The sequence below is a fragment of the Salinispora fenicalii genome, assembly GCF_000514815.1.
Taxonomy (GTDB): domain Bacteria; phylum Actinomycetota; class Actinomycetes; order Mycobacteriales; family Micromonosporaceae; genus Micromonospora; species Micromonospora fenicalii.
The window spans coordinates 103015-127600 of record NZ_AZWQ01000017.1 but is presented as its reverse complement, the minus strand read 5'-3'; the positions used below and the strand labels follow the sequence as shown (position 1 = coordinate 127600).

22 protein-coding genes, 5 tRNA genes and 1 pseudogene are annotated in these 24586 nt (G+C 70.4%); 14 read left to right on the top strand and 14 right to left on the bottom strand.

The annotated features are described in order from the left end of the window. Window positions 1-37: 37 nt before the first annotated feature. Both B116_RS0107520 and B116_RS0107515 read right to left on the bottom strand, forming a co-directional pair. Window positions 38-1249, bottom strand: a complete 1212-nt coding sequence (locus tag B116_RS0107520; protein ID WP_027659675.1) for an acyl-CoA dehydrogenase family protein — start codon at window positions 1247-1249, stop codon at window positions 38-40. Then, complete coding sequence (locus tag B116_RS0107515) at window positions 1249-2319, bottom strand: phosphotransferase family protein (protein WP_027659674.1); 1071 nt, start codon at window positions 2317-2319, stop codon at window positions 1249-1251. Before B116_RS0107515 ends, B116_RS0107520 begins: the two co-directional genes overlap by 1 nt. A gap of 252 nt (window positions 2320-2571) precedes the next feature. Here B116_RS0107515 and B116_RS0107510 point away from each other — a divergent pair, with 252 nt between their 5' ends. Together B116_RS0107510 and B116_RS0107505 are read left to right on the top strand one after the other, a co-directional pair. Continuing rightward, window positions 2572-3192: a GNAT family N-acetyltransferase gene (locus tag B116_RS0107510; RefSeq protein ID WP_027659673.1), complete on the top strand. Its 621-nt coding sequence runs from the start codon at window positions 2572-2574 to the stop codon at window positions 3190-3192. Window positions 3193-3377: 185 nt separating this feature from the next. After that, window positions 3378-3647 carry a hypothetical protein gene (locus B116_RS0107505; RefSeq protein ID WP_018721713.1) on the top strand — a complete coding sequence of 90 codons (270 nt, stop codon included), beginning with the start codon at window positions 3378-3380 and terminating at the stop codon, window positions 3645-3647. A gap of 109 nt (window positions 3648-3756) precedes the next feature. Here the strand turns inward: B116_RS0107505 and B116_RS28750 are convergent, their stop codons facing one another. The 4 genes from B116_RS28750 to bioB form a co-directional block, all read right to left on the bottom strand. Beyond that, a complete protein-coding gene (locus B116_RS28750) occupies window positions 3757-4572 on the bottom strand; it encodes a hypothetical protein (protein ID WP_155255725.1) in 816 nt (271 codons plus the stop codon). A gap of 252 nt (window positions 4573-4824) precedes the next feature. Then, a complete protein-coding gene (locus B116_RS0107490; RefSeq protein WP_027659671.1) occupies window positions 4825-6396 on the bottom strand; it encodes an aldehyde dehydrogenase family protein in 1572 nt (523 codons plus the stop codon). A gap of 258 nt (window positions 6397-6654) precedes the next feature. Then, window positions 6655-6942 carry a biotin synthase auxiliary protein BsaP gene (gene bsaP / locus B116_RS0107485; protein WP_397540633.1) on the bottom strand — a complete coding sequence of 96 codons (288 nt, stop codon included), beginning with the start codon at window positions 6940-6942 and terminating at the stop codon, window positions 6655-6657. Window positions 6943-6953: 11 nt separating this feature from the next. Further along, a complete protein-coding gene (gene bioB / locus B116_RS0107480; protein WP_027659669.1) occupies window positions 6954-7949 on the bottom strand; it encodes a biotin synthase BioB in 996 nt (331 codons plus the stop codon). A 183-nt stretch (window positions 7950-8132) separates the two neighbouring features. Between bioB and B116_RS0107475 the strand changes: the two genes are divergently transcribed. Together B116_RS0107475 and bioD are read left to right on the top strand one after the other, a co-directional pair. Continuing rightward, complete coding sequence (locus B116_RS0107475) at window positions 8133-9269, top strand: 8-amino-7-oxononanoate synthase (protein WP_027659668.1); 1137 nt, start codon at window positions 8133-8135, stop codon at window positions 9267-9269. Continuing rightward, entirely contained in the window at window positions 9257-9997 is a 741-nt protein-coding gene (bioD, locus tag B116_RS0107470) for a dethiobiotin synthase (RefSeq protein ID WP_018721707.1), read from the top strand. Before B116_RS0107475 ends, bioD begins: the two co-directional genes overlap by 13 nt. Before the next feature lie 9 nt (window positions 9998-10006). On the opposite strand, the gene B116_RS0107465 is transcribed toward bioD, so the two are convergent. From B116_RS0107465 to B116_RS0107455, 3 genes are all read right to left on the bottom strand, one after another. Continuing rightward, complete coding sequence (locus tag B116_RS0107465) at window positions 10007-11176, bottom strand: cytochrome P450 (RefSeq protein ID WP_027659667.1); 1170 nt, start codon at window positions 11174-11176, stop codon at window positions 10007-10009. Window position 11177: 1 nt separating this feature from the next. Continuing rightward, on the bottom strand, window positions 11178-11846 hold the full coding sequence (locus tag B116_RS0107460; protein WP_018721705.1) for a class I SAM-dependent methyltransferase: 669 nt from the start codon (window positions 11844-11846) through the stop codon (window positions 11178-11180). 119 nt (window positions 11847-11965) lie between these two features. Further along, entirely contained in the window at window positions 11966-12568 is a 603-nt protein-coding gene (locus B116_RS0107455) for a TetR/AcrR family transcriptional regulator (protein ID WP_027659666.1), read from the bottom strand. Window positions 12569-12841: 273 nt separating this feature from the next. On the opposite strand from B116_RS0107455, the gene B116_RS0107450 reads away from it, so the two are divergent. The 5 genes and pseudogenes from B116_RS0107450 (at window position 12842) to B116_RS28610 (ending at window position 13803) form a co-directional block, all read left to right on the top strand. Further along, a tRNA-Gly gene (locus tag B116_RS0107450) sits at window positions 12842-12914 on the top strand. A gap of 34 nt (window positions 12915-12948) precedes the next feature. Next, window positions 12949-13019, top strand: a tRNA-Cys gene (locus B116_RS0107445). Between the two features lie 12 nt (window positions 13020-13031). Continuing rightward, window positions 13032-13106: transfer RNA gene (locus B116_RS0107440), tRNA-Val, on the top strand. Between the two features lie 207 nt (window positions 13107-13313). After that, window positions 13314-13502 (top strand): annotated as a pseudogene (locus B116_RS28615) (SAVMC3_10250 family protein); the annotation flags it as partial. Further along, window positions 13450-13803, top strand: a complete 354-nt coding sequence (locus tag B116_RS28610; protein ID WP_263404863.1) for an SAVMC3_10250 family protein — start codon at window positions 13450-13452, stop codon at window positions 13801-13803. The pseudogene B116_RS28615 and the gene B116_RS28610, both read left to right, overlap by 53 nt. A gap of 79 nt (window positions 13804-13882) precedes the next feature. Here the strand turns inward: B116_RS28610 and B116_RS0107430 are convergent, their stop codons facing one another. Further along, window positions 13883-14569 carry a hypothetical protein gene (locus B116_RS0107430; protein WP_018721700.1) on the bottom strand — a complete coding sequence of 229 codons (687 nt, stop codon included), beginning with the start codon at window positions 14567-14569 and terminating at the stop codon, window positions 13883-13885. Then, the gene (locus B116_RS0107425; RefSeq protein WP_027659665.1) at window positions 14566-15066 is read right to left on the bottom strand and encodes a hypothetical protein; all 501 of its coding nucleotides are present in this window, start codon (window positions 15064-15066) and stop codon (window positions 14566-14568) included. The genes B116_RS0107430 and B116_RS0107425 overlap by 4 nt, the downstream gene beginning before the upstream one ends. Window positions 15067-15597: 531 nt before the next feature. On the opposite strand from B116_RS0107425, the gene B116_RS0107420 reads away from it, so the two are divergent. The 4 genes from B116_RS0107420 (at window position 15598) to B116_RS0107405 (ending at window position 19555) form a co-directional block, all read left to right on the top strand. After that, window positions 15598-15670, top strand: a tRNA-Gly gene (locus tag B116_RS0107420). 43 nt (window positions 15671-15713) lie between these two features. Continuing rightward, window positions 15714-15788 (top strand) — tRNA-Val (locus B116_RS0107415). Between the two features lie 543 nt (window positions 15789-16331). After that, window positions 16332-18386, top strand: a complete 2055-nt coding sequence (locus B116_RS0107410) for a discoidin domain-containing protein (RefSeq protein WP_027659664.1) — start codon at window positions 16332-16334, stop codon at window positions 18384-18386. A 176-nt stretch (window positions 18387-18562) separates the two neighbouring features. After that, window positions 18563-19555, top strand: a complete 993-nt coding sequence (locus tag B116_RS0107405; protein WP_027659663.1) for an NAD-dependent epimerase/dehydratase family protein — start codon at window positions 18563-18565, stop codon at window positions 19553-19555. A 150-nt stretch (window positions 19556-19705) separates the two neighbouring features. On the opposite strand, the gene B116_RS0107400 is transcribed toward B116_RS0107405, so the two are convergent. Further along, window positions 19706-20680 carry an Acg family FMN-binding oxidoreductase gene (locus tag B116_RS0107400; protein ID WP_018721696.1) on the bottom strand — a complete coding sequence of 325 codons (975 nt, stop codon included), beginning with the start codon at window positions 20678-20680 and terminating at the stop codon, window positions 19706-19708. Window positions 20681-20958: 278 nt separating this feature from the next. Between B116_RS0107400 and B116_RS0107395 the strand changes: the two genes are divergently transcribed. Continuing rightward, window positions 20959-21597 carry a response regulator gene (locus B116_RS0107395; protein ID WP_018253417.1) on the top strand — a complete coding sequence of 213 codons (639 nt, stop codon included), beginning with the start codon at window positions 20959-20961 and terminating at the stop codon, window positions 21595-21597. Window positions 21598-21628: 31 nt separating this feature from the next. Here B116_RS0107395 and B116_RS0107390 read toward each other — a convergent pair whose 3' ends face one another. Further along, window positions 21629-23350 (bottom strand): sensor histidine kinase, encoded by a 1722-nt coding sequence (locus tag B116_RS0107390; protein ID WP_027659662.1) that lies wholly within the window; start codon window positions 23348-23350, stop codon window positions 21629-21631. 42 nt (window positions 23351-23392) lie between these two features. Further along, the gene (locus B116_RS0107385) at window positions 23393-24382 is read right to left on the bottom strand and encodes an Acg family FMN-binding oxidoreductase (protein ID WP_397540627.1); all 990 of its coding nucleotides are present in this window, start codon (window positions 24380-24382) and stop codon (window positions 23393-23395) included. Window positions 24383-24586: the final 204 nt, after the last annotated feature.

The following is a 24586-nucleotide window of genomic DNA, read 5'->3' as shown; positions in this document are numbered from 1 at the left end:
GTCTGCACCGGGAGGTGGTGTCCGGTGCAGCGAATTTTTAGGTGTAGCGGCGGAGTTCGCGGCGGGCCAGGGCGGCCTTGTGGACTTCGTCCGGCCCATCGGCGAGACGTAGGGTGCGGGCCTGGGCCCAGAGCGCCGCCAGCGGGGTGTCCTGGCTGACGCCAGCGCCCCCGTGCGCCTGGATCGCCTTGTCGATCACCCATTCCGTCATCGACGGTGTGTCGATCTTGATGGCTTGGATCTCGGTGTGCGCGCCCTTGTTGCCGACCGTGTCCATCAGCCAGGCCGTCTTGAGCACCAGCAGCCGGGACTGCTCGATGCGGACCCGCGCCTCGGCGATCCACTCGCGCACCACACCCTGCTCGGCGATCGGCCGGCCGAACGCCACCCGGTCGAGGGCGCGCCGGCAGAGCAACTCCAGCGCCCGCTCCGCCATGCCGATCAACCGCATACAGTGGTGGATTCGGCCGGGGCCGAGCCGGGCCTGGGCGATCGCGAAGCCGGCCCCCTCCGTACCGATCAGATTCTCCACCGGCACCCGGACGTCATCGAAGTCGATCTCGGCATGGCCACCGTGCGGGCCGTCGTGGTAACCGAAGACACGCAGCCCGCGCCGGACGGTGACCCCAGGCGTGTCCCGCGGCACCAGGATCATGCTCTGCTGCCGGTGCCGGTCGGCCGACGGGTCGGTCCGGCCCATCACCACGAAGATCTGACAGGCCGGGTCCATGGCGCCGGTCGACCACCACTTGCGGCCGCTGATCACGTAGTGGTCGCCGTCGCGGGTGATCCGGGTGGCGATGTTGGTGGCGTCGGAGGAAGCGACCTCCGGCTCAGTCATGCAGAACGCCGAGCGGATCTCCGCCGCCAACAGCGGACGCAGCCACCGCTGCCGCTGCGCCTCGGTGCCGAACTCGGCCAGCAGTTCCATGTTGCCGGTGTCCGGTGCCGCACAGTTAAGCGCCTCCGGCGCGAGGTGCGGGCTCCGGCCGGTCAGCTCGGCGAGCGGAGCGTACTGCAGGTTGGTCAGCCCGGCGCCGTGGTGGGGGTCGGGGAGGAAGAGGTTCCACAGGCCCCGCTGGCGGGCCGCTGCCCGCAACTCGGCCAGTACCGGCGGCCGAGTCCACTGGTCTGCGGCAGCCGCGACCTGCTCGGCGTAGACCGCCTCGGCCGGGTATACCTGCTGCTCCAGGAAGTCGGTCAGCTCGGCCCGCAGCCGTTCGGTGTGGGCGTCGTAGGTGAAGTCCATCAGCTCCTCCTGGTGACGGCGGTCAGCCCGTACGCGACCAGCGGTGCGACCATCTCGCCGATCTGGTCGAAGCCCTCGCCGAGGGTCTGCCCCTGGCGGTGCCGGTAGTGGATGCCCTCGCAGATCACCGCGAGTTTGAAGCACCCCAGGGCCACATGCCAGTCCAGCGGGCCGACATCGATCCCGCTGCGGCTCGCGTACCGCTCGATCAGCTCGGCACCGGCCGGGAAGCCGGCTCGGGGCCCGAGCCCGTCGGCGACGGGATTGTTCGGGACCCCATCCCCGCCCATGGCATCCCAGTAGGTCAACAGGAGGCCCAGGTCGGCCAGGGGGTCGCCGAGGGTGGCCATCTCCCAGTCGAGCACCGCCCGAACGGCGACCGGGCTGACGGTGGCGAGGAGGTTGTCCAGCCGGTAGTCGCCGTGCACGATCCGCCCCGGGCCGGAACTCTCCGGAGCGGTGCTGGCCAGCCGGTCACGTAGCTCGTCAATGCCAGGCAGCGGCCGGCTTCGGGAGCCGTCGAGCTGCCCGGACCAGCGGCGGACCTGGCGGGCGAGAAAGCCCTGCGGACGGCCGAAGTCAGCCAGGCCGACCGTCGCCGGGTCCACGCTGTGCAGCGCGGCGAGGGTGTCCATCATCGCCATCGCCAGCTCCCGTCGCTGCCCGCCGGGGAGGGGGTCGGTCTGCGCTCGGGAGCGGAACACCGTGCCGGGTACGTGGGCCATCAGGTAGAACGGCGCCCCGATCACCTCTGGATCGGTGCAGAGCAGCAGCGCCTTCGGTACCGGCACCTCGGTCGGGGCGAGCGCCGAGATCACCCGGAACTCCCGCGCCATGTCGTGTGCGGTGGCCAGTACGTGGCCCAGGGGCGGCCGGCGCAGCACGATCTCCCGCTCCCCAACAGCGAGCAGGTACGTCAGGTTGGACCGGCCGCCGGCGATCAACTGGGCGCTCAGCGGCCCGGCGGCCAGATCTGGCCGGTGCGCGGCGAGGTGACCGGCGAGCCGGCCCAGATCCAGACCCGGCGGGGAGCCGGTCGGTGCGGAATCGTCGATGGCCGGCTCGGTCATCCGAATAGTTGATGGCAGCTCACTTCCGATGTCAAGGCCGGTATCCGGCCGAGGGCAGCGCGGCCTCGCACGGCCTCGGCGCCTGACGCCCGGGCGTTTGATCGTCGCCAACGGCAGCGGCCTACCTCAGAACGCGACTCTTCCCGGCCCCGAAACCGACCTCTTTTCGGCCCCGAAACTGACCCGTCACCTTGGGTTATGGGTTCTGCAACAGCCGTCGGGGAGGGTCGTACCTGGGGAAGGGAGGAGCACATGATGCGGTGGGGAACACAGACGCTGGTGGTGGACGGGCCCACTCGCCGGGTGGTTCGAGGGCGGGCCGACCTGGTCACCCTCGGCCTGCCGGACGGTGCCGAGCTGGACGTACGCCCAGCGGTCGGCGGCGACCTGCCCGGCGTGGTCGACCTGCACGAGCGGTGTTCGGTGCGCAGCCGCAACCGCCGCTACCACGGTGGGTCGGCTCGGCCTGCGCCGGCTCGGTTGCGTCGACTGTTGGAGCCAGCCCGGGGGGTCACTCTGCTGGCCGCACCGACCACTTCCGATTCGCCAACTGCGCCGGTGGTGGCGATGGCCAATCTGATCGGTGAGGGGGACACGGCCGAGGTGGCGTTGCTGGTACGCGACGACTGGCAGCGCCGTGGGCTCGGATCGGCACTGTTACGGCGGGTTGTGTGGCAGGCGGAGCAGAGCGGGTACGCCGCCTTGGATCTGCACATCCAGGCGGGGAACACTCCGATGCTGCGGGCCGTCCGCCGGTTGGACCGGCCATTGACGGTCGACCGGGACGGCTCGCTGCTCACCCTGACGGTGCCGTTGATCGCCGCCGTCTCTCCGATCAGGGCATCGCTGGACCTATCCGTCGCAACGCGGTGATCGTTCGTTGTGGTCCGCTGTGGATATCAAATTCTTGTCACCATGAGAGATGTCCGCGACAGGGCAAGGTGCAAGGGAGGTGCGAGTGTCCGCCGTGCGCAAATGGCGATGATTTTGGTGGCGCACCCGAACATATTCCCTCGTACTGTTAAAGGAGCACCACCTCACACCCCGAGGGGGCTCCTATGTTTAATGACTTTCTGATCTCTGTCATCCGTACCGCCGTTCCGGTCGCTGTCGGTGCCGTGCTGGCCTGGCTCGCTTCCAAAACGGGAATCATCCTCGACGCTGAATCCTCCGCCGCGTTGACCGCCAGCACGGTCGCCGTCGTCGTCGCCGTCTACTATGCCCTCGCCCGGGCCCTGGAGACCCGGTGGCCCTGGCTCGGTCTGCTGCTGGGCCGGCGGGCGAAGCCGGTCTATGAGGTGTCGCGTACCAATAAGGGCGAGGGCTGAGGCGTTTCGTCTGTCCCACTGCCCGCCGCGGCGGGTGTGGTGGGTGACCGAAAGTCACCCACCACCATCACCTGTGCATCCACCGTTCCTTTCCCGGGATTCATTCTGTTCAGGACGGCGTTGTCAGCTGCACCCAGGGGTTGTTGCAGGTGAAGTTCTGCCCCTGCGTAGCGCATTCGGTTTCCCACACCTCGCCATCAGTCGTCAGCACCTTTACCCAGGCGTCATTGCCGGCGGCGGAGATGGCGACCCCGCAAACGGATTCTCCCGGGTAGTTGGCGTTACCGCTGAGGTCGGTCCAGGTATAGGGCCCCGGCGGTGCTGGTGTGAGACTTCTGCGACCGGCGTAGGTGACCCCGTCCGAAACCACCGCACTGAACTCCTCAGAGTTTGACGGGGCAAGGCTGTCTATGTCAGCGCAGGGTCCGGTGGGGCCGGGTGGCCCAGTGGGGCCGGGTGGTCCGGTGGGGCCGGGTGGTCCGGTGGGTCCCGGTGGTCCTGTTGGGCCGGGTGGTCCAGTGGGGCCGGGTGGTCCTGTTGGGCCGGGTGGTCCNGGGCCGGGTGGTCCTGTTGGGCCGGGTGGTCCAGTGGGGCCGGGTGGTCCGGTGGGTCCCGGTGGTCCTGAGGGGCCCGGCGGCCCGGAAGGGCATGCGTGTCCACACTTTTTGTCCCAGTGTCCGCGGTCCCAGCCTTCCTGGTCCCAGTGTCCGAGGCCCCAGTCCCCCTGGTCCCAGCCCCACTCCTCGTCCGGGTAGGCGGTCGTACTCGTACTCGTGTTCGTACCGCTGCCCCAGACGTGGCCGAAGGCGGGGGCGGTCAGGCCGACGAACGCGAACGTGAGCGGTGTCATGACGCCGATGGCCACCCACCGTTTGCGACCCGCCAGTGGGCCTGCTCTCAGCCTCTGGCGACGATGGCGATTCATGATTCTCCAAGGGCTCCGAGGGATTCCGAAACGACTTCTAATCTTCGTATCCCACGGTCTGTCACTATGTGCGCGGTTTGCGAAACTTATCCGCTCCGACCCTCGCTTGGTGGTGTTGGGTGGGGTTAGGCACCAACTGATGTTGTTCGGGCGGTGGATGGCACCTTGTTGGGCCATCCACCGCCCGTCCATGTGGTGTGGCGTCGTCGTGCGACAGGGGCGGCTCTGCTGTCGACGGAGCCGCTTGCAGCGTCAGACGTTCGGCGGTAGCGCCGTCCGGTCCGGGAAGTTGCCGTAGAGGCGATCGTCGGCGCCGCCGACGGTGACCGCCTGGACCAGCAGGTCGCCACCGACGAAGGCCCCCTTCCAGGAGGCGCCCCGGCCACCGAACGGCTCCTGACGGTCGCCCCGGGAGCGGGGCTTGTTGATGCCGACCTTGAACGCCTGCACGTCCATGGCGAGCTTCGCCGCCTCGTCCTCGTCGTCGCAGGCGAGGGAGGCGACCAGCGCGCCGTTGGAGGCGTTCATCGCGGCGAGGAGTTCGTCGGTGGTGTCCACCACCACGATCGTGTCGACCGGCCCGAACGGCTCGGCGTGCATCAGCCGAGATCGACCGGGTGGGGCGAGCAGCACCGACGGCGCCACGTAGGCGGAGGTGTCCTGTCCGGCGAGGAACGGCGCCCCGTCGAGCCGGCCCCGGTGCAGCGGGACCGCTCCGCCCCGGACTGCCTCGTCGACCTTGCGACGGAGTTCGTCAGCCTTGGCGGCGCTGATCAGGGGCCCGAAGTCCAGCTCGGGGAGGGGGCCGCCGGCGGACCATCCATCGTCGACCGCCAGCGGGTGTCCGAACCGTACGGATCGCACCACCGGCAGGTACATGTCGAGGAACTGATCGACCAGGTTCCGTTGTACGACGAAGCGTGGGTAGGCGGTGCAGCGTTGCTTGCCGTACTCAAAGCCCTTCTTCAGGTGCGTGGCGAGCTGATCCCACCGGGAGAAGTTCCAGATCCCCCAGGCGTTGAGCCCTTCCTGCTCGATGAAGTGCCGCTTGTCGGTGTCCAGCAGAGCTGCCGCCACCTTCCCGCCGTTGGAGCGCCCGCCGACGAACGCCACCGCGCCGACCTCCGGGGCGCGGACCAGCACCTCGGAAAGCTCCTCGCCGCTGCCGGAGAGCAGCGTGGCGGGCAGACCGGCCCGGCGCATTAACGCGTGTGCGACGGTGAGGCAGACCGCGCCCCCCTGTGACGGGGTCTTGGCGATCACGGCGTTTCCGGCGAGGAGTTGCACCAGCTCGGCGTGGACCAGGACGCTCATCGGGTAGTTCCACGAGGCGATGTTGCTCACCGGCCCGGGAAGTGGTTCCCGGCCGTCGGCGAGCATTCGGTCGATCTCGTTGACGTACCACCGGACACCATCGAGTGCCCGGTCAACGTCGGCGCCGGCGAGCCGCCACGGCTTGCCGATCTCCCAGACGAGCAGGAGGGCAAGGAGGTCACGGTGGGCGGACAGGGAATCCAGGGCCGCGGTGACCCGCGCCTTCCGTTCGGCGAGGGGGGTGTCGGCCCAGTCCCGGTGGGCGGCGGCGGCGTGGGCGACCGCGGCGCGAGCGGTCGTCGCGTCCAGCCGGGGGAGGCGGATCAGGGTGGTGTTGTCGACCGGCGTGCGTACGGTGGTCGGGGCGCCGACCGCTCGCCAGTCGCCCTCGATCAGGTTGTGCAGCGTTCGGATGCCGTCTGTCGGGGCGGAGAAGGCTTCGGGGGCGGCGGCCACCGCGCGGTCGAGGACCTCGGACCAGGCGGTCCCGTCGGCGAGTCGTAGAGCCATCGCGATCTCCTCAGGGTTGTCCGGGGAGCGGCGGCGTCGATGGCACCGCTGGTGTGGCGTACTGTCGCCCGCCGCGAGCGGGGGCGGCAACAGTACGTTCGTATGTCAGGACGGTGGGCTGCCTCCGGTCCGCTTATTCAGCGTTTGTGGAGTCGCCCTGTCCCCGTCCTGAACTGGCCGAACACACCAGTTTCAATTGAAGTTCTTGAATGTTGTGAGGAATCTCCAGGTGCGGGCTGGGCCAGTGCCTCGACGCGGCTAAGCCCGTGTCTCGCCGTGCTCGACGCAGACCGCCGCCCAACCGACCGGCAGCACCTGTACTTTCATCCGTCGCCGGCAGTGCCCGCAGTAGCGGGGTGGCTCCAGTTGCCGAGCGGCCCGGCAGGCGGTGTGGTCCCCCTCGTCGGCCGGTGTGCCGCACCTGTCGCACCAGGAGGCGCCGGCTTCCGCCAGGTCGCCGGCCCGCGTCGGGTCGCCGGCCCGCGTCGGGTTGCCGGCCGTCGTCGACGTACCGAGCGGGGCTGAACCCGTCGTGTCGCTGCTCATCCCGGCCAGGCTCACAGCGTCGCGGAGAGCGCCTTGACCGGCATCTTCAGGTCCTGGAGGAGCTCGAGGTCCGTCGTGGCCGGGCGACCCAGCGTGGTCAGGTAGTTGCCGACGATCACCGCGTTGATGCCGCCGAGCAAGCCGCTGCGGGTACCCAGATCGCCGAGCGTGAGCTCGCGACCACCCGCGTACCGGAGGATCGTGCGGGGCATGGCGAGCCGGAACGCGGCGATGGCGCGCAGCGCGTCCTTCCCCTCCACCACCGATCGGTCACCGAGTGGGGTGCCGGGCCGGGGGTTGAGGAAGTTCAGCGGAACCTCGTGCGGGTCCAACTCGGCGAGCTGGGCGGCGAACTCGGCGCGCTGTTCGACGGTCTCCCCGAGGCCGAGGATGCCACCGCAGCACACCTCCATGCCGGACTCGCGGACCATCCGCAGCGTCTCCCAGCGCTCCTCCCAGGAGTGGGTGGTGACCACGTTCGGGAAGTACGAGCGGCAGGTCTCCAGGTTGTGGTTGTAGCGGTGCACGCCCATCTCGACCAGCTCGTCGACCTGCTCCTGGGTGAGCATGCCGACCGAGGCCGCGACCTGGATGTCGACCTCCGCCTGGATCGCGGCGACGCCCTCCCGCAGCTGCCGCATCAGCCGGTCGTCCGGGCCGCGCACGGCGGCCACGATGCAGAACTCGGTCGCGCCGGTCTTCGCGGTCTGCTTCGCGGCCTCCACAAGCGACGGGATGTCCAGCCAGACCGCGCGGACCGGCGAGGTGAACAGGCCAGACTGCGAGCAGAAGTGACAGTCTTCCGGGCAGCCACCGGTCTTCAGCGAGACGATTCCCTCGACCTCGACCTCCGGCCCGCACCAGCGCATCCGTACCTCGTGCGCGAGCTGGAGGGCGGCGGGCAGGTGCTCGTCGGGGAGGTTCAGCACGGCGAGGACGCCGGCCTCGTCGAGGCCGACGCCGTTCTCCAGTACCTGGGTGCGGGCCTGGTCGAGGATCTCTGGCATGGCCGTACCCTACAAGGCCGCCGCGTCGGGAGGCGCCGCCCGGTGTGGCGCGCGCCAACCACCAGCGGGGCCGGCGCGCGGCTCGCCGGGGCGGCGCGCGGCACGCCGGAGCGGCGTCCGGCCAGGTGGTACGTTCGCCCCGGCGGAGGCGCCCGGCGAGCGGGAGCCGGGGAAGGAGCGGCGGTGTCGGACTGGCTTGCGGCCCTGGACCGCCGAGCCGAGCTGCGCGCCAAGGCGGGGCTGACCCGCACCCTCCGCCCTCGAACCGCCGCCGACGACATCGTTGACCTGGCCGGCAACGACTATCTGGGTCTGTCGAGGCACCCCGCGGTGACCGCGGCGGCCACCGCGGCGCTCGACGAGTACGGGCTGGGCGCCACCGGGTCCCGGCTGGTGCGTGGCTCCACCGCACCGCACCACGCCCTCGAAGAAGATCTCGCCGGTTGGCTCGGGGCCGAACGCGCCCTGCTCTTCTCCTCCGGCTACCTGGCCAACGTCGGCGTGGTCCGGGGCTTGGTGCGGCCGCGGACGCTCCTGGTCTCCGACGCGCACAACCACGCGTCACTGATCGACGGGTGTCGGATTTCCGGTGCCGAGACCATGGTGACCCCGCATGCCGACGTGGACGCGGTCCGGGCCGCGCTCGGCGCCGCGCCGGGTCGCCCGGCAGTGGTGGTAACCGAGTCGGTGTTCTCGGTTGACGGGGATCTCGCTCCCCTCGCCGAGCTGCACGCGGTCGCCCGGGAGCACAACGCGTTGCTGCTGGTTGACGATGCCCACGGGCTCGGCGTGGTCGGGCCCGGTGGTGCCGGGGGAGCGACCGCGGCCGGTCTGGCCGGGGAGCCCGACGTGATTGTCACCGCGACCCTCTCCAAGGCATTGGGCGGAGCCGGTGGTGTCGTCGCCGCTCCGGCGGAGTTCGTCCGGCACCTGGTCGAGACCGGGCGGACGTTCATCTTCGACACCGCCCCGCCGCCGGCGGTGGTGGCCGGGGTACGGGCCGCCGTGGGGCTCGCCTGGCGGGGCGAGCAGCTGCGGGCTGAGTTGAGTGACCGGGCCGCGTTCACGGTCCGGCGGTTGCGAGCCGCCGGCCTCACCGGGTCGGTGCCGAAGGGCGCGGTCGTGTCGGTGACCGCACCGGGGCCCGAGGCGGCCACCGCCTGGGCCGCCGACTGCCGGGACCGGGGCGTCGCGGTCGGCTGCTTCCGTCCCCCCTCCACCCCGGACAGCCGCTCCCGGCTCCGGCTGACCATCAACGTCGGGGTTCCCCGGGCCGACTTCGAGCGGGCCCTGGAGGTCATCGTGGAGTGCGCGCCGTGAGTGTGACGCCGTGGCAGGGGCCGGTTCTGGTGACCGGCACCGACACCGGGGTCGGCAAGACCGTGGCGACCGCGGCGGTCACGGCGGCGGCGCAGGCCGCCGGGCTGCGGGTCGCGGTGGTCAAGCCAGGCCAGACCGGTACGGCCACCGGCGACCCGGTCGACATCGACGAAGTCACTCGACTCGCCGCACCGCTCACCGGGCGGACGCTGGCGAACTTCCCCGATCCGCTGGCTCCGTTGGCCGCGGCCCGGGTCGCCGAGCTGCCGCCGCTGGAGCTGTACACGGCGGTGGACGCCGTCCGCGCCGAGGCCGACAAGCATGACCTGGTCCTGGTCGAGGGGGCCGGCGGGCTGCTCGTACCGATGGGGCTGCGCCCGTCGGGTGAGCCGTGGACGATGGCCGATCTCGCGGTCTCCCTCGGCTGCCCGGCCGTGGTGGTGGCGCGGGCCGGTCTGGGCACCCTCAACCACACCGCGCTCACCCTGGAGGCGTTGGAACGCCGGGCGGTGCCGGCGGGAGTGCTGCTCGGTGCCTGGCCGGCCGAACCGGAGCTGGTCCACTGGGCGAACCTGACCGACCTGGTGCCGTACCTGCTCGGCGCGTTGCCGGCCGGAGCCGGGGCGATCGACCCGGGCGTGTTCCGGCGGTCCGCGCCGGGATGGCTCACCCCGGCGCTGTACGGGGTGCTCGACGACTGGCGGGTCTGGGCCGAGGAGGTCCGCTGAGCCGGCTGGTCAGCGGCGGATCACGAAGGCGTCGGGCATCCGGAAGGTGAGGTTGTCCGGATACCACGGAGCACGCACCACGGTCACCCCGTCAAGCAGCGGGGTGACCTGCTCGACTACCACCGCCGCCTCCATCCGGGCCAACTGGTCGCCGAGGCAACGGTGGGCGCCCGCCCCGAAGGCCAGATGCCGGCGCGACCCCCGTTGGCCGGGCCGGAACTCGTCGGGCGCCGGCACGATGGCCGGGTCCCGGCCGGCCCGGGCCAGCCACAGCAGCATGCTGGTGCCCGCCGGCACGGCGATCCCGCCCAGGGTGCTGTCCGCGGCGGCGACCCGACGCCAGGTGACGATCGGCGGCTCCAGCCGCAGCCCCTCCTCGACCACGTTTGTCACCGAGACGATGCCGTCCCGCAGCGCGGCGCGAACCGTCGGCTCGCCGGCCAGCCGGTGCAGGAGCAGGGTGAGGAACTGCGACGTGGTCTCCTGACCGGCTACCAGCAGGAAGAACAGTGCCCCGACGAGCACATCCGGCGGGTGCCCGATGGCGCGCAGGGCGGCGGCCAGCCCACCGCCGGTGTCCGCGAATTCCCGTAGCACCTGGTGGAACCGGCCGACCTCGTCGGCCAGGGCCAGCTGGCGGTCGGCGTCCAGCGGGGCCCAGAACAGCTCCAGCGCCGCGCGGGCGAACTGCTTCACCGCGGAGACCGGGGCGTCCGGGAGTTCGACCAGGCGGGCCAGGACCAGCAGCGGCAGGTCGGCACTGAGATCGGCGTGCAGGTCGGCGGAGCCGCCAGCGTCGAGGGTGGCGCGGATCGCGGCCACCCGCTCGGCCACCAGCCCGGTCAGCCAGGGCCGTTGGGCGGCGACCTTCGCCGGGTGGAGCGCGTCGGCGACGAGAGCGCGGATCGCCGGGTGGCTCACGCCGCCGTTGTTGGCCAGGGTCGGGGGGAGGCGGAAGTGGTGTCCGGCGAGCACCCGCAGGGCGGCTACCGGGATCGGGGTGACGGCGTCCAGGGCATTGTCCGGACGGTAGGTCACCTGGTCGGTGAGCACTTGCCGGACCAGCGCGTGCTGGGTCACCAACAGGTGTTCGGTGCCCTGTCGGTCAGCGACGCGGGTGACGGCCGGCCAGTGGGTGCCGGCGGTCTTCGTCCAGCTCCGGAACAGCACGCCGGACACGCTAGCGGGCCGTTCCGGGCAGCCCGGCCCGCAGCCGCCACACCGTGGCACGCTTCACGCGTACGCTCTCCAGCGTCTCGGGCACCGGCACCTCGTACCTGGCCAGCGGGTCGAAGCGGTCGCGGGGCAGGAATGCGCGCTCTGGGTCGCCGACCAGCACCGTGGCGCCCGCGCGAGCGGCGGTGAGCAGGAAGCGGAGCATCCGCCTCGCCATCGCCGCGCTGTAGAACACGTCTCCGGCGAGGACGACCTCCGCGTCGCCCGCGTTGCCGTCGAGGATGTCGGCCAGCTCGGCGTCGAGGCGTACCCCGTTGGCCTCGGCGTTGACGGCGACGGCCGCGACGGCCAGCGGGTCGACCTCGACCGCGCGGACGGCGGTGGCCCCGGCGCGGGCCGCGGCGATGGCCACCAGACCCGAGCCGGCGGCGAGGTCGAGCACTCGTCGACCGGCGACCAGGTCCGGATGATCGGTGACGTATCGGGCGAGGGCCTGCCCGCCGGCCCAGGCGAAGGCCCAGAAGGGCGGTGGCTGGTCACTGCGGAACTCGCCCTCGGTCAGTTCCCAGAGCCCGACCGCGTCGTCGGCCTGGTGGAGTCGTACCTCGGGGACGAAGGCGACCGGCGCGAGACGGGCGTGCAGTCGGACGAAGGCGCTGGCGAGTTCGGACACCGCGTGATTCTCCCGCAGCCGGCCCGCCAGGGTTACGGCCCGGTCCGGTCGGGCTCATCCGCCGCTGCGGAACAGACCGACGACAACGGCGGCGGCATCCGCGTCGGTTCGGTCCGCGTTCAGTCCAGCTGTGTCGGGTCGAGCCCCAGCTCCCGGGCGGTCACCAGGCGTACCCACTCGGTGAACTGGCGTCGGGAGATCACCCGGTCGTGCACCGCGAGCTGGACGGCGAGACCGTCCATCACGGCACTGATCCGCCAGGCGGCGCCAGCCGGGTCGGCGCACTCGAAGGTGTCGTCGGCTACCCCGGCCGCGATCACCGTCGCGAGATCCTGCCGCCAGCGCAGGTCCAGCCGGCGGGAGGTCTTCTCCAACTCCGGGGTACGCAGCGACTCGGCCCAGCCGTCGATCCACATAGCCCAGGACGTGGGACGACCGGCGGGGGTGTAGAGCCGCACCAGGCGGCGGAGCTTGGCCAGTGGTGGGGCGCTGGAGCGCAGCACCGCGTCCAGCCGGCTTAGATCCTGCTCGACCGCGTACGCGAACGCCTCGGCGAGTAGCCGGTCCTTGGTGGCGAAATGGTAGAAGACCAGTGCCTGACTCACCCCGGCCGCCTGGGCCACGTCCGCGGTGCGGGTGTTCGCCAACCCGCGTTCCACGATCACGTCGCAGGCGGTGCGCAGCAGGGCATCCAGGCGGACCTCGGCCGCACGTCTCGTCACGACCGTTACCGTAGTGCACCCGAACGGGCACGGGCTGTTACCACTCAGGGTGAATTCGCCCTACAGCAGTCGGAAGTAGGACAGTTCTCTTAGGCGCGGCTCCGGCTCTTCGGTGCTGCACTACGGGGCGCTTTCGGCGGTGCGGCTCGGTCGGCCCAGGGTGGGTCCTGGCCCGGGTTGAGGTGCGGGCGGGGACGCGCCGAGGGGGGTCGAGTTGGCAACTGCTCGCCCGCTCGGCTAAAGTTCTCATCCGTCACCGGGAAGCCGGGACGTGCGGACGTAGCGCAGCTGGTAGCGCATCACCTTGCCAAGGTGAGGGTCGCGGGTTCGAATCCCGTCGTCCGCTCGGAGATGCCGCCACGTTTGACCGGGGGCAACCCGGTGGGGTGGCCGAGAGGCGAGGCAACGGCCTGCAAAGCCGTGTACGCGGGTTCAAATCCCGTCCCCACCTCAGCATCATCGAGGGCGATTGGCGCAGTGGGAGCGCGCTTCCTTGACACGGAAGAGGTCACTGGTTCAAACCCAGTATCGCCCACCACGCGTGGCAGTGTGCGCACCATTTTTGCTTGTTAGGGCTGGTCCATAGAGGGCCAGCCCTTCGTTGTTCTCCGGTGAGCGGGAGTCTGCAGGCCGGTATCCGCCGTCCCCGCCCCAGCTCTGCTTCTGGCGAGGCAGCCAGTTTTGGTGAGCGGTGGCAGGATGCGCCTAGCTGAACAGTGCCGAAGCCAAGCACCTGGGAGCGCCAGTGCGTGAGGTTGTGTATCTGTCGACGGGCAAGCTAAACGAGTTCGTACCGGAGCCGCGCCGCGCGCTGCCTGCCATGAAGCTACACGCGGTCGGATCCTTCGCCGGAGTCGACGTGGCGAGCCCCGCGCCGGACCGTGTCCGAGAGATGCGGCGTCACCTTGAGCGGGTGGAGAAGCGGATGGGGCGCGACACGCCGTGGTACACCGAGCCCAGTCTGGTCCCGGGCCGCTGGGTCAGGTTCGAGCTTTGTCACCCAGGCTGGGCACGTCGTCAGCGCACTGGCACCGGATTCGCCGGAGGCGACGAGTGGGCCGCTGTCCCGGAACGGCGTCCGGGACTTGCTCGCGGCCCTGGACGCGCAGCGTCCCACGGTCAGCACGGCCGCCAGGGTGACCGGTCTGGCCCGGGTCAGCGCGCTGCTACCGGCGGCCGGCGGTGACGTTGATTGCCTGGTGGCGAGCCCGCTAATTGTGGAATACGTCAACTAGTCGGCTGGAACCGGTAGACCGGGGGATCAGCAGACCGTGAGTCAAGTCGGGGTGAGTGGCGGGGGCTCGTCCCCGTGGGTCAGACCCGATGGGCCAAGTCGAATCTGCCCACCCACCTTTTGAGCACCTCGCGGATGTGCGCGCGAACGTAGGTCTGGAACCGGGTCCCGGGCACCGCGCCGAACTCGAACGGCAGGCGTTGAGCATGGATGAGGCATTTATTCGCATGTGTCGAGAACGAATTGGTGACGAACAGGCTCGCCATCGACTGTGGGAAGCTGTTCCGCATTCCGATGTACTTCAGCGCTTCGTCGCGCGGTACGCCGAGTGGGTAGTACTTGCCCTCGATTGTCAGCACACACCCGGGAGGCTTCGGCAACTGCTGTGTGTCTCGGCTGTTGCGGGCCGCCTTGGTGTCAATGAGCAGCACGTCTGACTCGCCGTCGAAGTTTTTCGACCGGACCTTTACTCGCATATGAACCTCGATCGGACGAGCAGCACCGAAGTACAAGACCGCGTGTGTGAACGGCCGCTTCCGGGCATGGATGACACCAGGGGCGCCTCGTAGAACAAGGTCCCGCACTTCCCTTTCGTAGCAGTCTTCGTAGGTAACCCGACCGCCGCACTCGGCCGCTGCGGCGATCACCTGTGCAAACAAGTAGCCCTCGTAGATCCGATCCGCCTCGTCGGCCCGGGTGAACGGCGTCGTCACGCTCTGCATCGCGTCCGCCAGTTCGGTGAGCAGAGCGCCAACGGGATCTGTCACTCCGACACCACCGCCTGTCGTAGGGCGGTCAGCGCGCCGATGACCCGCTGTCGGTTCTGCCTACCACCGGCCAACTCGGGCTGCCAGAGGATGACGGCCTCCTCGGTGTCTTCGTCGAGAGCTGTGACGATCTGGTGTGGCACTGCGACTCGTCCCTGGAAGCCGTCGGTGAGCACGCGCACTGTCTCCGCGCGAAGGTCCGGAAGCTCACTGTAGATCACGAGCATCGCATCGAGTAGCAGCAATACCCGTTCCTCGTCCGTGTATGGCCGCTGCACGATCTCGGGCTCGATCCGGCTGCGTTCGTCTGGCCGTAGGCCGTACCCGAAGGCGGAGGAACCGCGTCGTCGATTGTGGTTACTGCTACCCTCGGTTACCGATTCGGCATGGCCCTCGGCGACGGCGGCGTCTGTTGCGTGCACTACCCAGCCCAGCCCGTGCTCTGCACACAATTGCCGTAGGGTCTGGTCGACTCGGGCCAGTTCCGGTGCCTCCACCTGTGCGGCCTCCCCGTTTCTCTCGTGCGGAGTCGGCGCTTCACGTAGTCCGGGCGATGTCCGCGGCAACTCGCCACTTCTAGCAAGACACCATAGCGGACATCTCGGTAGCACTGGAAATGGTCGTAATCCCCTACATTACGACCGGCTGCCGACCGTTGTGTCCCTCTCCGATCGAGGGTGGCTTTCCAGCTCCTTCCGCTTGTGTGTCGTGGCAGCGCCAATGGGGAAGATGGGCAGCAGGCGATCCAGGCACTCTCGAGCATGGTGTGTAGTGGTGGTGGTTGTCGGTTCGGGGCGTGTTGATCAGGACTGTTGGGGTTCTGGCGTCTGGTCAGGGTGTGGCGATCGTGCCAGTGGATCGGGAGTTGGCGGCCACGGAAGCGGCTGGGCTGTTCGCGGTGCCCGTCCGACACTGATCAAGCTATTGGCGGCCGGCGAGATCGGTTGAGCCGACGTGGCCGGGGGTCCGATCTCGGCGATCTTGCCGTCGGGTAGAGTGAACCCGTCGCCGACACGGTTCGGTGACACGCGGACGTAGCGCAGCTGGTAGCGCATCACCTTGCCAAGGTGAGGGTCGCGGGTTCGAATCCCGTCGTCCGCTCGTTCACACCGTCAGCCCTAGATCGCTGGGTTGCGGTGGTTCAGGGCGATTGGCGCAGTGGGAGCGCGCTTCCTTGACACGGAAGAGGTCACTGGTTCAAACCCAGTATCGCCCACCATTGAATGTGCAGGTGCGGTCCGCGAGGCGCTGCTGCACGGGCCGGGAGTTACCGGACGGTTGAGGTCATCCAAGTCCAGTCCGCTGGCGACCTCGTTCCGGGCGTATCCAGCTCGTCGTCCAGGCCTTCTATCGATAGATATTCGTTTATTTTTCGTGAGCTGCGGCAAGGGATAGTTCCGGCTTTTCGGTCGACCCGGGTGTAGTGGGCGGGTGGGGTGGCCTGCCCGCCGTGCCGGCCGTCGTGGCTGGCCGTAGCCGATCTGTTAATAGCTAGTTTCAAATGTTGCAATATGTCAGCTACTCCACGGTAACTTGCTCGGCCGCGGTCCGTAATCTCACCGAAACGCCCGGTTGGGCAGCACCGGAAGACCTGCTGGTAACGGCCCGCTACCGCCAATCCGGCCACACCCGGACACCCCGGGGAGGCCACACCTGGACACCCGGGGAGCCACGGCGGATCGCCTTTCGGTGTTGCGCACACCGATCCGAGTTCTGCCCTGGAGGAACAATGTCTCTCCTGACCCGGCGGCGACGACCGCTGATGGCGAGCCGAGCGACCCGACAACGATCCCTGCTGGCGACCGTCCTGCTGGCCGTGATCACCCTGCTGCTCACTACGGCGGCACCCAGCGCGGCGGAGGAGCCCGACTGGTGGACGCCGACCGACCGGCCGGCGCCCGACTCCGCGATCGGGGTCACCGGAGCGCCGTTCACCGGCACCGACGCCCAGGGTCAGGTGCGCGGTTTCGTGGACGCGCACAACCACATCATGTCCAACGAGGCCTTCGGTGGGCGGCTCCTCTGCGGCAAACCCTTCTCCGACGCGGGCATCGCCGACGCGCTCAAGGACTGCCCGGAGCACTACCCCGACGGCTCCCTGGCCCTGTTCGACTTCCTCACCAACGGTGGTGACGGCCGGCACGACCCCGACGGCTGGCCGACGTTCGCGGACTGGCCGGCCCACGACTCGCAGACCCACCAGCAGAACTACTACGCCTGGATCGAGCGCGCCTGGCGCGGCGGCCAGCGGATCATGGTCAACCACCTGGTAACCAACGGGGTGATCTGCTCGGTCTACTTCTTCAAGGACCGAAGCTGCGACGAGATGACCTCGATTCGGCTCCAGGCCGCCAAGACGTACGAGATGCAGGACTACATCGACCAGATGTACGGCGGAGCGGGCCAGGGATGGTTCCGCGTCGTCACCGACAGCGACCAGGCCCGCGAGGTCATCGAGCAGGGCAAGCTCGCCGTCGTCCTGGGGGTCGAAACCTCCGAACCATTCGGCTGTAAGCAAATCCTGGACACCTCCCAATGCGACGAGGAGGACATCGATCGCGGGCTCGACGAGCTGCACGAGCTCGGCGTGCGCAGCATGTTCCTGTGCCACAAGTTCGACAACGCGCTCTGTGGTGTCCGATTCGACTCCGGGACCACCGGGATCGCGGTCAACGCCGGGCAGTTCCTGTCGACCGGGACCTTCTGGACGACGGAGGAGTGCCGGGGGCCGCAGCAGGACAACCCCATCGCCTCCGGAGACCTCGCTGGGCTGGGCGACCTGCTCCCGTCCGACGTCGAGATGCCGTCGTACTCGTCGGATGCGCGGTGCAACGTCCGCGGGCTGACCAGACTCGGTGAGTACGCCCTGCGGGGCATGATGGACCGCAACATGCTGGTGGAGATCGACCACATGAGCGTCAAGGCCACCGGCCGGGCCCTGGACATCTTCGAGTCCGTGTCGTACCCCGGTGTGGTCTCGTCGCACAGCTGGATGGACCTGCTCTGGAGCGAGCGGGTCTACCAACTCGGCGGGTTCATCACGCAGTACATGCACGGTGCCGAGCGGTTCATCGCGGACGCGGATCGGACGAAGGAGCTGCGCGACAGCTACGACGTCGGGTACGGCTTCGGCACCGACATGAACGGCTTCGGCAGCTGGCCCGGCCCCCGGGGCGCGGACACCCCGAACCCGGTCCAGTATCCGTACCAGTCCGCGTTCGGCGGTGCCGTCCTCGACCGGCAGACCACCGGTGACCGGACCTGGGACATCAACGTTGACGGTGCACCCCACTACGGGCTGGTGCCGGACTGGGTGGAGGAGATCCGGGTCCTGGGCGGCCAGGCGGTGGTGGACGACCTGTTGCGCGGTGCCGAGTCGTACCTGGGCATGTGGGGTGCCACGGAAGGCCACGCGCCGGGCGTCAACCTCGCCACCGGGTCGTCCGCCTCGGCCAGCTCGACCGCGTGGAAGCCGTTCACCACCTACGCGCCCCGTCGAGCCGTGGACGGCGACCCGACGACCCGCTGGGCGAGCTGGTGGAGTGATAACCAGTGGCTGCGGTTGGATCTCGGCTCGGCACAGCAGATTCGACGGGTCACCCTGGAGTGGGCGGGCGAGTACGCCCGGGCGTACCGGATCGAGGTGAGCGCCGACGGCAGCTCCTGGCAGACCGTCTCCGCTGTATCGGATGGTGACGGTGGTTTGGACACGGCGATCTTTGACCCGACGTCGGCTCGCTACGTCCGCATCCAGGGTCAGGAGCGCGGAACCGACTGGGGCTACTCGCTGAAGGAGGTTGGCGTCCACACCACCTGACGTCGCGGTCCGCCGCCGCGTGCGCGCCCCGATCACGGGCCGCGCCGGGTGCACGTCCCGATCACGGGCCGCGCCGGGCGCACGGCCTGTGATCGGGACCGGTCTTCTGCCCTCAGCAGAACTGCTGGCGGCAGAACCTGGTAGGCGTAGCCGTCACGGGCCGGCACGGTGGAGACATGAGACTGCTGGTGCTGGGTGGTACGGGATTTGTCGGCGGGGCGGTGGTCGGTGCGGCGCTGCGCCGAGAGTGGGAGGTGACGGTCTTCAACCGGGGTCGCCATGGGACGACGCCGACCGGTGTGCGGCGGCTACGGGGCGATCGGACCGCACCGGGCGGGCTGGCCGCGCTCGCCGGCCAGGAGTGGGATCTGGTTGTTGATACCTGGGATGGGGCGCCCCGGGCCGCCAGGGATTCGGCCCGGGCGCTGGCCGGGCAGGTCGGGCGCTACGGCTACGTCTCCAGCGGCTCGGTCTACGCCGAGCCGGTGGCGTTGGGGTCGGCGGAGGACGCTCCGGTGGTTGACGCCGCGTCCGACGCCGCCGAGGCCGACTACGCGGTCAACAAGGCCGGCGCCGAGCGGGCCGTCCGGGAGGTCTACGGCGAGCGCGCGCTGATCGCCCGGGCCGGCCTGATCCTCGGACCGGGTGAGGACATCGGTCGGTTGCCGTGGTGGCTGCAGCGGATCGCCCGTGGCGGTGCCGTGCTGGCGCCCGGCCCGGCCGACCTCGCCCTGCAGTACGTCGACGTCCGCGACCTGGCGGCGTTCCTGCTCGACCCGAATGTGCCCGGTGGGACGTTCAACGTGGTCAGCCGTACCGGGCACGCGACGATGGGGGAGTTGCTGGCCGCCTGTGTGGCGGTGACGGGGGCCGACGCCCGGCTGCGCTGGGTCGAACCGGAGCGGATTCTGGCGGCGGGCGTGGTGCCCTGGAACGACCTGCCGATCTGGATTCCGGCCGGGCACCCGTACCGCTGGCTGCAGGAGCGTGACGTGCGGGCCGCGTACGCCGCCGGGCTGGTCTGCCGCCCGGTGGCCGACACCGTGGCCGACACCTGGTCCTGGCTGCGGGCGGTTGGCGCGGTGCCGCCTCGCGCGGGCCGTCCGCAACGCGCCCCGGTGGGCCTGGAACCAGCCCGGGAGGCGGCGCTGCTGTCGGCCGGACGCTGACCGTGCGGGTCGCCCCGCGCTCGAGGGGTAACCGTGCCGCCGCGCCGCGCTCGAGGGTGACCGTGCGGGTCGCCCCGCGCTCGAGGGGGACCGCGCCGCCGCACCGCGCCCCGCGATCCGAGTCCGGCGGCAGCGGGGGCGGCCGGGCGGTCAGAGCTGCGGGACGGTCAGGTCGAGCACCTCGTCAACGTCGCGGCGGGGGGTGGGCCAGCCGGGTTGGCCGTACCCGATCCGCATCACCATCTGCGGGGTGCCGTAGCGGCCCAGCGAGAGCCGAAGCTGCTCCCGGGCGGATGGTACCTCGATGGGTTGGGAGAGCATCGACACGGAGAGCCCGGCGTCGGTGGCGGTGAGCAGCGTGCGTTGTAGGGCCTGTCCCGCGATGACCTGGTCAACGGCGGTGTTGCCGGGGCCGCCGAGCACCGCGACGAGGGGTTCCGGTTCGAAGTCGCGGCCGGGGGCGCGTTCCCGGCCGCCGAAGGCACGCGCGGGCAGCAGGTCCTGCGGTTCGAACGGCGGGCCGCCGGCGGTCGCTGGCACCCCGTCGGGGGCCTCGTCGTCGTGGACCCACTTCTCCCGCTCGGCGCGGTACGACGGGTTACGCTCCAGCACCCGGTGGGCGCCCCGGGCGATCTCCGCGAACGCGTTCACCGCGCTCGTGCCGATCAGCAGCTCCAGCCAGCACTCCTCGGCTCGGGCCGCCTCGGTGAGCCGCCACCGGGCGTCGGCGGGCACCGGGTCGGGCTGGAAGGGGGCGCGGTTGCTGAACCGGCGGGGGATCGCCGCGTGCAGGGCCTGTTCGATCGGGGTGGGGCGGCGCGGCACGTCCGGGACCAGCCGGGCCACCACGTCGGGCTCGGCCGGGTACGGGCGCAGCCGTACGGCCGCCGGTGTTTCGGCCACGGCCAGGGCCAGCCGGAGGTTGAACAGCGCTGCCCCGGCGGCGATGCGCAGACCCCAGCCGTTCGGGTCGGTGGCGGGTAGCCGTCGGGATGGGTCGACCAGTACCTCGATCCCTCCGTCGCGCAGGCGGAACTGCCACGGCTGCGTGTTGTGCAGCGACGGGGCGCGAATGGCGTCGGCCGCGGCGGCACGTAGCTGCGATACGGTGTAGTAAGCGTCCATGGTGTCGCTCCCCTCCGCTGGCGCGCCACGTCTGCTGCTTCGTCCACCGTCTCTCAGGCGGGGCCCGGGGCCCAGGGCCGGATGTCCCTTCCCTACGGGACCGACTGTCCTGCCCCGGACTCGGCGCTTCCCGGTGTCCGCGCTGTCGGCCTGCAATGTCCGTATTGTCACTCTTGCCCGTTCTTCTGGGGTGGGAATCGCCGAGCGGGTGCCCGGCCGGTGCGGGGTCGGGACCTTCGACCCCTGCAGAACAGCCGTCGGCAAGGTAGAAACAAGAGATGATCCGCGTGTACCTACTCGACGACCACGAAGTCGTCCGTCGTGGCCTTGCCGACCTGCTCACGGCCAGCGGTGACATTGAGGTCGTCGGCGAGTCCGGCCTGGCGCAGGAGGCGGCCCGCCGCATCCCGGCGCTCCGGCCCGACGTGGCGATTCTCGACGCGCGGCTGCCCGACGGCAACGGCATCGACGTGTGCCGGGACATCCGGGCCCTGGACTCGTCGATCAAGGGCTTGATTCTCACCTCGTACGAGGACGACGAGGCGCTATTCGCGGCGATCATGGCCGGCGCGGCCGGCTACGTGCTCAAGCAGATCCGCGGCACCGATCTGGTGGACGCGGTCCGGCGGGTGGCCGCCGGCCAGTCGCTGCTCGACCCCGCGATCACCACCCGGGTGCTGGAGCGGATCCGCAGCGGCGTCGAGCAGCCCCGGGAGCTGAAATCCCTGACCGAGCAGGAGCGGCGGATCCTGGAGTACGTGGCCGAGGGCCTGACCAACCGGGAGATCGCCGGCAAGATGTTCCTCGCCGAGAAGACCGTGAAGAACTATGTCTCCAGCATGCTGGCGAAGCTCGGCCTGGAGCGGCGGACGCAGGCAGCCGTACTCGCCACCCGCCTGCTCGGCAAGACCCACTGACCGGCGGGGTGGATCCGGTGCCGCTGGTGGCTCAGCTGTCCAGCGGCACGGACCAGTGCAGCCGGGTGCCGTGCGGGTGCTCCGGTCGTACCTCGAAGACCCCGCCGTGGCGTTCGGCGCGTTCGCGTAGGTTGACCAGCCCGCCCCGGGCGGCGGCCGGATCGCAGCCAACCCCGTCGTCGGTGACGGTCACCGAAACCTGACCGGCCGCCACCCGGACGGTGACCGCGACGCGCTGGGCCCGGGCGTGGCGCACCGCATTCGACAGCGCCTCCCGCAGCACGGCCGTGAGATCGGGACGCAGCTCGTCCGAGACGGCGCTGTCGATCGGGCCGGCCAACTCCAGCGCGGGTCGGAAACCCAGCGACTCGGCGGCATCCTCGACCGCGTCCCGGATCTCCGAGCGCAGCTGCGCGGTCATCGGCGTGCGCAGCTCGAAGATGGTGCGGCGGATGTCCTTGATCGTGGCGTCCAGGTCGTCCACCGCCGCGTTGATCCGGTTGGCGAGTTCGGGGCGGGTGCTCATCGGTACCGCGCTCTGCAGCTGCAGGCCGGTGGCGAACAGCCGCTGAATCACCACGTCGTGCAGGTCCCGGGCGATCCGCTCGCGGTCCTCCAGGACCACCAGCAGCTCCCGCTCCTCCTGGCCCCGGGCCCGCTCCATGGCCAACGCGGCCTGCGCGGCGAAGCTGCCGAGCAGCGCCAGGTCGTCCTCACTGGTCTCATTGTGGTCGGCGCTGTACGCCACCACCAGCACGCCGTGCAGGGTGTCCGCGGTTGCCAGTGGAGAGAGCACCGCCGGCCCGGTGTCCAACAGCGCCGGCCAGGGCGCGGCGTAGGCGAGGTCCGCCACTCGGTCGTGCCGGCCGTGGATGACGGCGGCGCCGAAGCTGGTGTCGGCGGCCGGCAGGACAGTGCCGACCAGGGCAGCGGCCTGCTCACCCGCGCCGTCAACCACGTCCACGGTGAAGGTGTCCGCGCCAGGGTCGTAGAGCAGCACCAGCGCCAGCTCCGCCTCGGCGACCTCCCGGGCACGCCGCGCCACCAGCGACAGCGCGTCGGTACGGCGGACCTCGCCGAGCAGTAGCGTGGTGATCTCGGCGGCGGCGGCAAGCCACCGCTCCCGCCGGTGCTCCAGCTCGTAGAGGCGGGCGTTCTCGATCGCCACCCCGGCCGCGGCGGCCAGCGCCACCACGATCTCCTCGTCGTCCTCGGTGAACTCGGCCGCGTCCCGCTTCTCGGCCAGGTAGAGGTTGCCGAAGACCTTGTCCCGGATCCGCACCGGGACCCCGAGGAAGCTGTGCATCGGCGGGTGGTGCGGCGGGAAGCCGTAGGAGGCGGGGTGCTGGGTGATGTCGGGCATCCGCACCGGGCGCGGATCGTCGATCAGCAGGCCGAGGACGCCGCGGCCGTGCGGCAGGTCACCGATCTTGGCGCGCTGCTCATCGTCGAGACCGTGGATGACGAAGTCGTGCAGCGTCCGGTCTCGGCTGAGGATGCCGAGCGCGCCGTAGCGGGCCCCGGCCAGCTCGGAGGCCGCCTCGACGATGCGTTGCAGCGTGCTGCGCAGGTCGAGGTCGGTGCTGATGCCGACCACCGCGTCGAGCAGGGCCCGCAGCCGTTCCCGGCTGGTGACCACCTGGCTGACCCGCTCCAGCATCTCCTGCAGCAGCTCGTCCAGGTGGACCCGGGACAACGGGGTCAACCCGAGCGAAGGGGTGGCGTGCGGTTCGTGTTCGGGACTGGGTGTCACCGGCCGATGCTAACGCCGCCGATCAGGGACGTGACACGCCCGTCAGGTTCCGCGGACCGCTGTGGTGTCCACCACCTGCTCCACCGGGAGCCGCGGCGTGTGCGGCGGACCGGCGTGTGTCGGATCCGCGCGGCCCAGACGCAGCACCAGATACGGGTGTCCCATGCCGGCCAGTACCCCGCGTAGCTCCGCGCGGGTGCCCGGCACTTCGATCACCCCGCTCAACGGCACCACCGAGACGCCCAGCCGGGTCGCCGTGAGCCAACCCGCCGACAGCGCCTCACCGGCCCGCAACCAGGTGCTGGGCTCGTCCTCATCGCCGTAGAGCAGCGTGTACGCGGCTGCCTGATCATGACCGGGCCCCACCGGTAGCGTGCCGGCCCGGCCGAAGTCCCGGCCGGGCACGGTGGTCTGTGGGGGCGACTCCGGCAACACCGCCGCCGGCAGACCGACGTCGTCGGCCCGGCTGGTCCAGTACGCCAGCTCCGCGCGCAGCCGGGGATCCTCCGACCCCACGGTGTCGGCCTGGGAGGCGGCGGTCGCCAGCTGCAACACCTGGTCCCGATCGAGTTGCTGGAGCCGGACCCCTTCGGCGGTGGCCGCTTCGGTGATCTCGGTAAGGGCCGAGTCGGTGATCGGTTCGTCACCGATCGGTCGGCGGTCGGTGTGCCGGATTCGCATGCACTGCACCAGGTGCATCGCCTCGGGGTCCGTCCCCACCCGGGTCAGGCCGGTGAGCCGGGCCAGCAGGTCCGCATCATCCGGGTCGGGGATCCGCTCCACCCCCGCCTGCCATCCCTCAGCGGCCAACGCGACCCGGGCGTGGTGCAGCGCCGCACCGCAGCTCAGGACGAGCAGCCGTCCCTCCGGGTCGGTGGCGGTGAGCTGCCGGTCGCGGACCACCCGCAGCTCCAGCGCGTCGGGTAGGACTCGCCACCGCCACGGTTGGGTGTTGTGCACCGAGGGGGCGCGACCGGCGGTCGCGGCGGCCTGCGCGAGCGCGGTGGTCAGCGCGTGGTCCGTCTGGCTCATGCTCTCGACCCTTCCCTCGAACACATCGTGCCGCACCCGGAGGGCACCCGGGCGCGGTTGCCGATCCATCCTGCGACATTCGTCCGCCAATCACATGGGGCGCAGGTCCCGTCACCGCCGGACCATTCGACCCGGTGGGTTCTGTGACGCACCGCCCACCTCGCCGACCCACTGGGACGACTTTCGACCCGGTGGGTTCTGCGA

What these genes read in the sequence shown, in the direction of transcription:
- B116_RS0107520 (WP_027659675.1), bottom strand. Translation starts at nt 1,249, where the DNA reads ATGGACTTCACCTACGACGCCCACACCGAACGGCTGCGGGCCGAGCTG.
- B116_RS0107515 (WP_027659674.1), bottom strand. Translation starts at nt 2,319, where the DNA reads ATGACCGAGCCGGCCATCGACGATTCCGCACCGACCGGCTCCCCGCCG.
- B116_RS0107510 (WP_027659673.1), top strand. Translation starts at nt 2,572, where the DNA reads ATGATGCGGTGGGGAACACAGACGCTGGTGGTGGACGGGCCCACTCGC.
- B116_RS0107505 (WP_018721713.1), top strand. Translation starts at nt 3,378, where the DNA reads ATGTTTAATGACTTTCTGATCTCTGTCATCCGTACCGCCGTTCCGGTC.
- B116_RS0107490 (WP_027659671.1), bottom strand. Translation starts at nt 6,396, where the DNA reads ATGGCTCTACGACTCGCCGACGGGACCGCCTGGTCCGAGGTCCTCGAC.
- bsaP (WP_397540633.1), bottom strand. Translation starts at nt 6,942, where the DNA reads ATGAGCAGCGACACGACGGGTTCAGCCCCGCTCGGTACGTCGACGACG.
- bioB (WP_027659669.1), bottom strand. Translation starts at nt 7,949, where the DNA reads ATGCCAGAGATCCTCGACCAGGCCCGCACCCAGGTACTGGAGAACGGC.
- B116_RS0107410 (WP_027659664.1), top strand. Translation starts at nt 16,332, where the DNA reads ATGGCGAGCCGAGCGACCCGACAACGATCCCTGCTGGCGACCGTCCTG.
- B116_RS0107405 (WP_027659663.1), top strand. Translation starts at nt 18,563, where the DNA reads ATGAGACTGCTGGTGCTGGGTGGTACGGGATTTGTCGGCGGGGCGGTG.
- B116_RS0107400 (WP_018721696.1), bottom strand. Translation starts at nt 20,680, where the DNA reads ATGGACGCTTACTACACCGTATCGCAGCTACGTGCCGCCGCGGCCGAC.
- B116_RS0107395 (WP_018253417.1), top strand. Translation starts at nt 20,959, where the DNA reads ATGATCCGCGTGTACCTACTCGACGACCACGAAGTCGTCCGTCGTGGC.
- B116_RS0107385 (WP_397540627.1), bottom strand. Translation starts at nt 24,382, where the DNA reads ATGAGCCAGACGGACCACGCGCTGACCACCGCGCTCGCGCAGGCCGCC.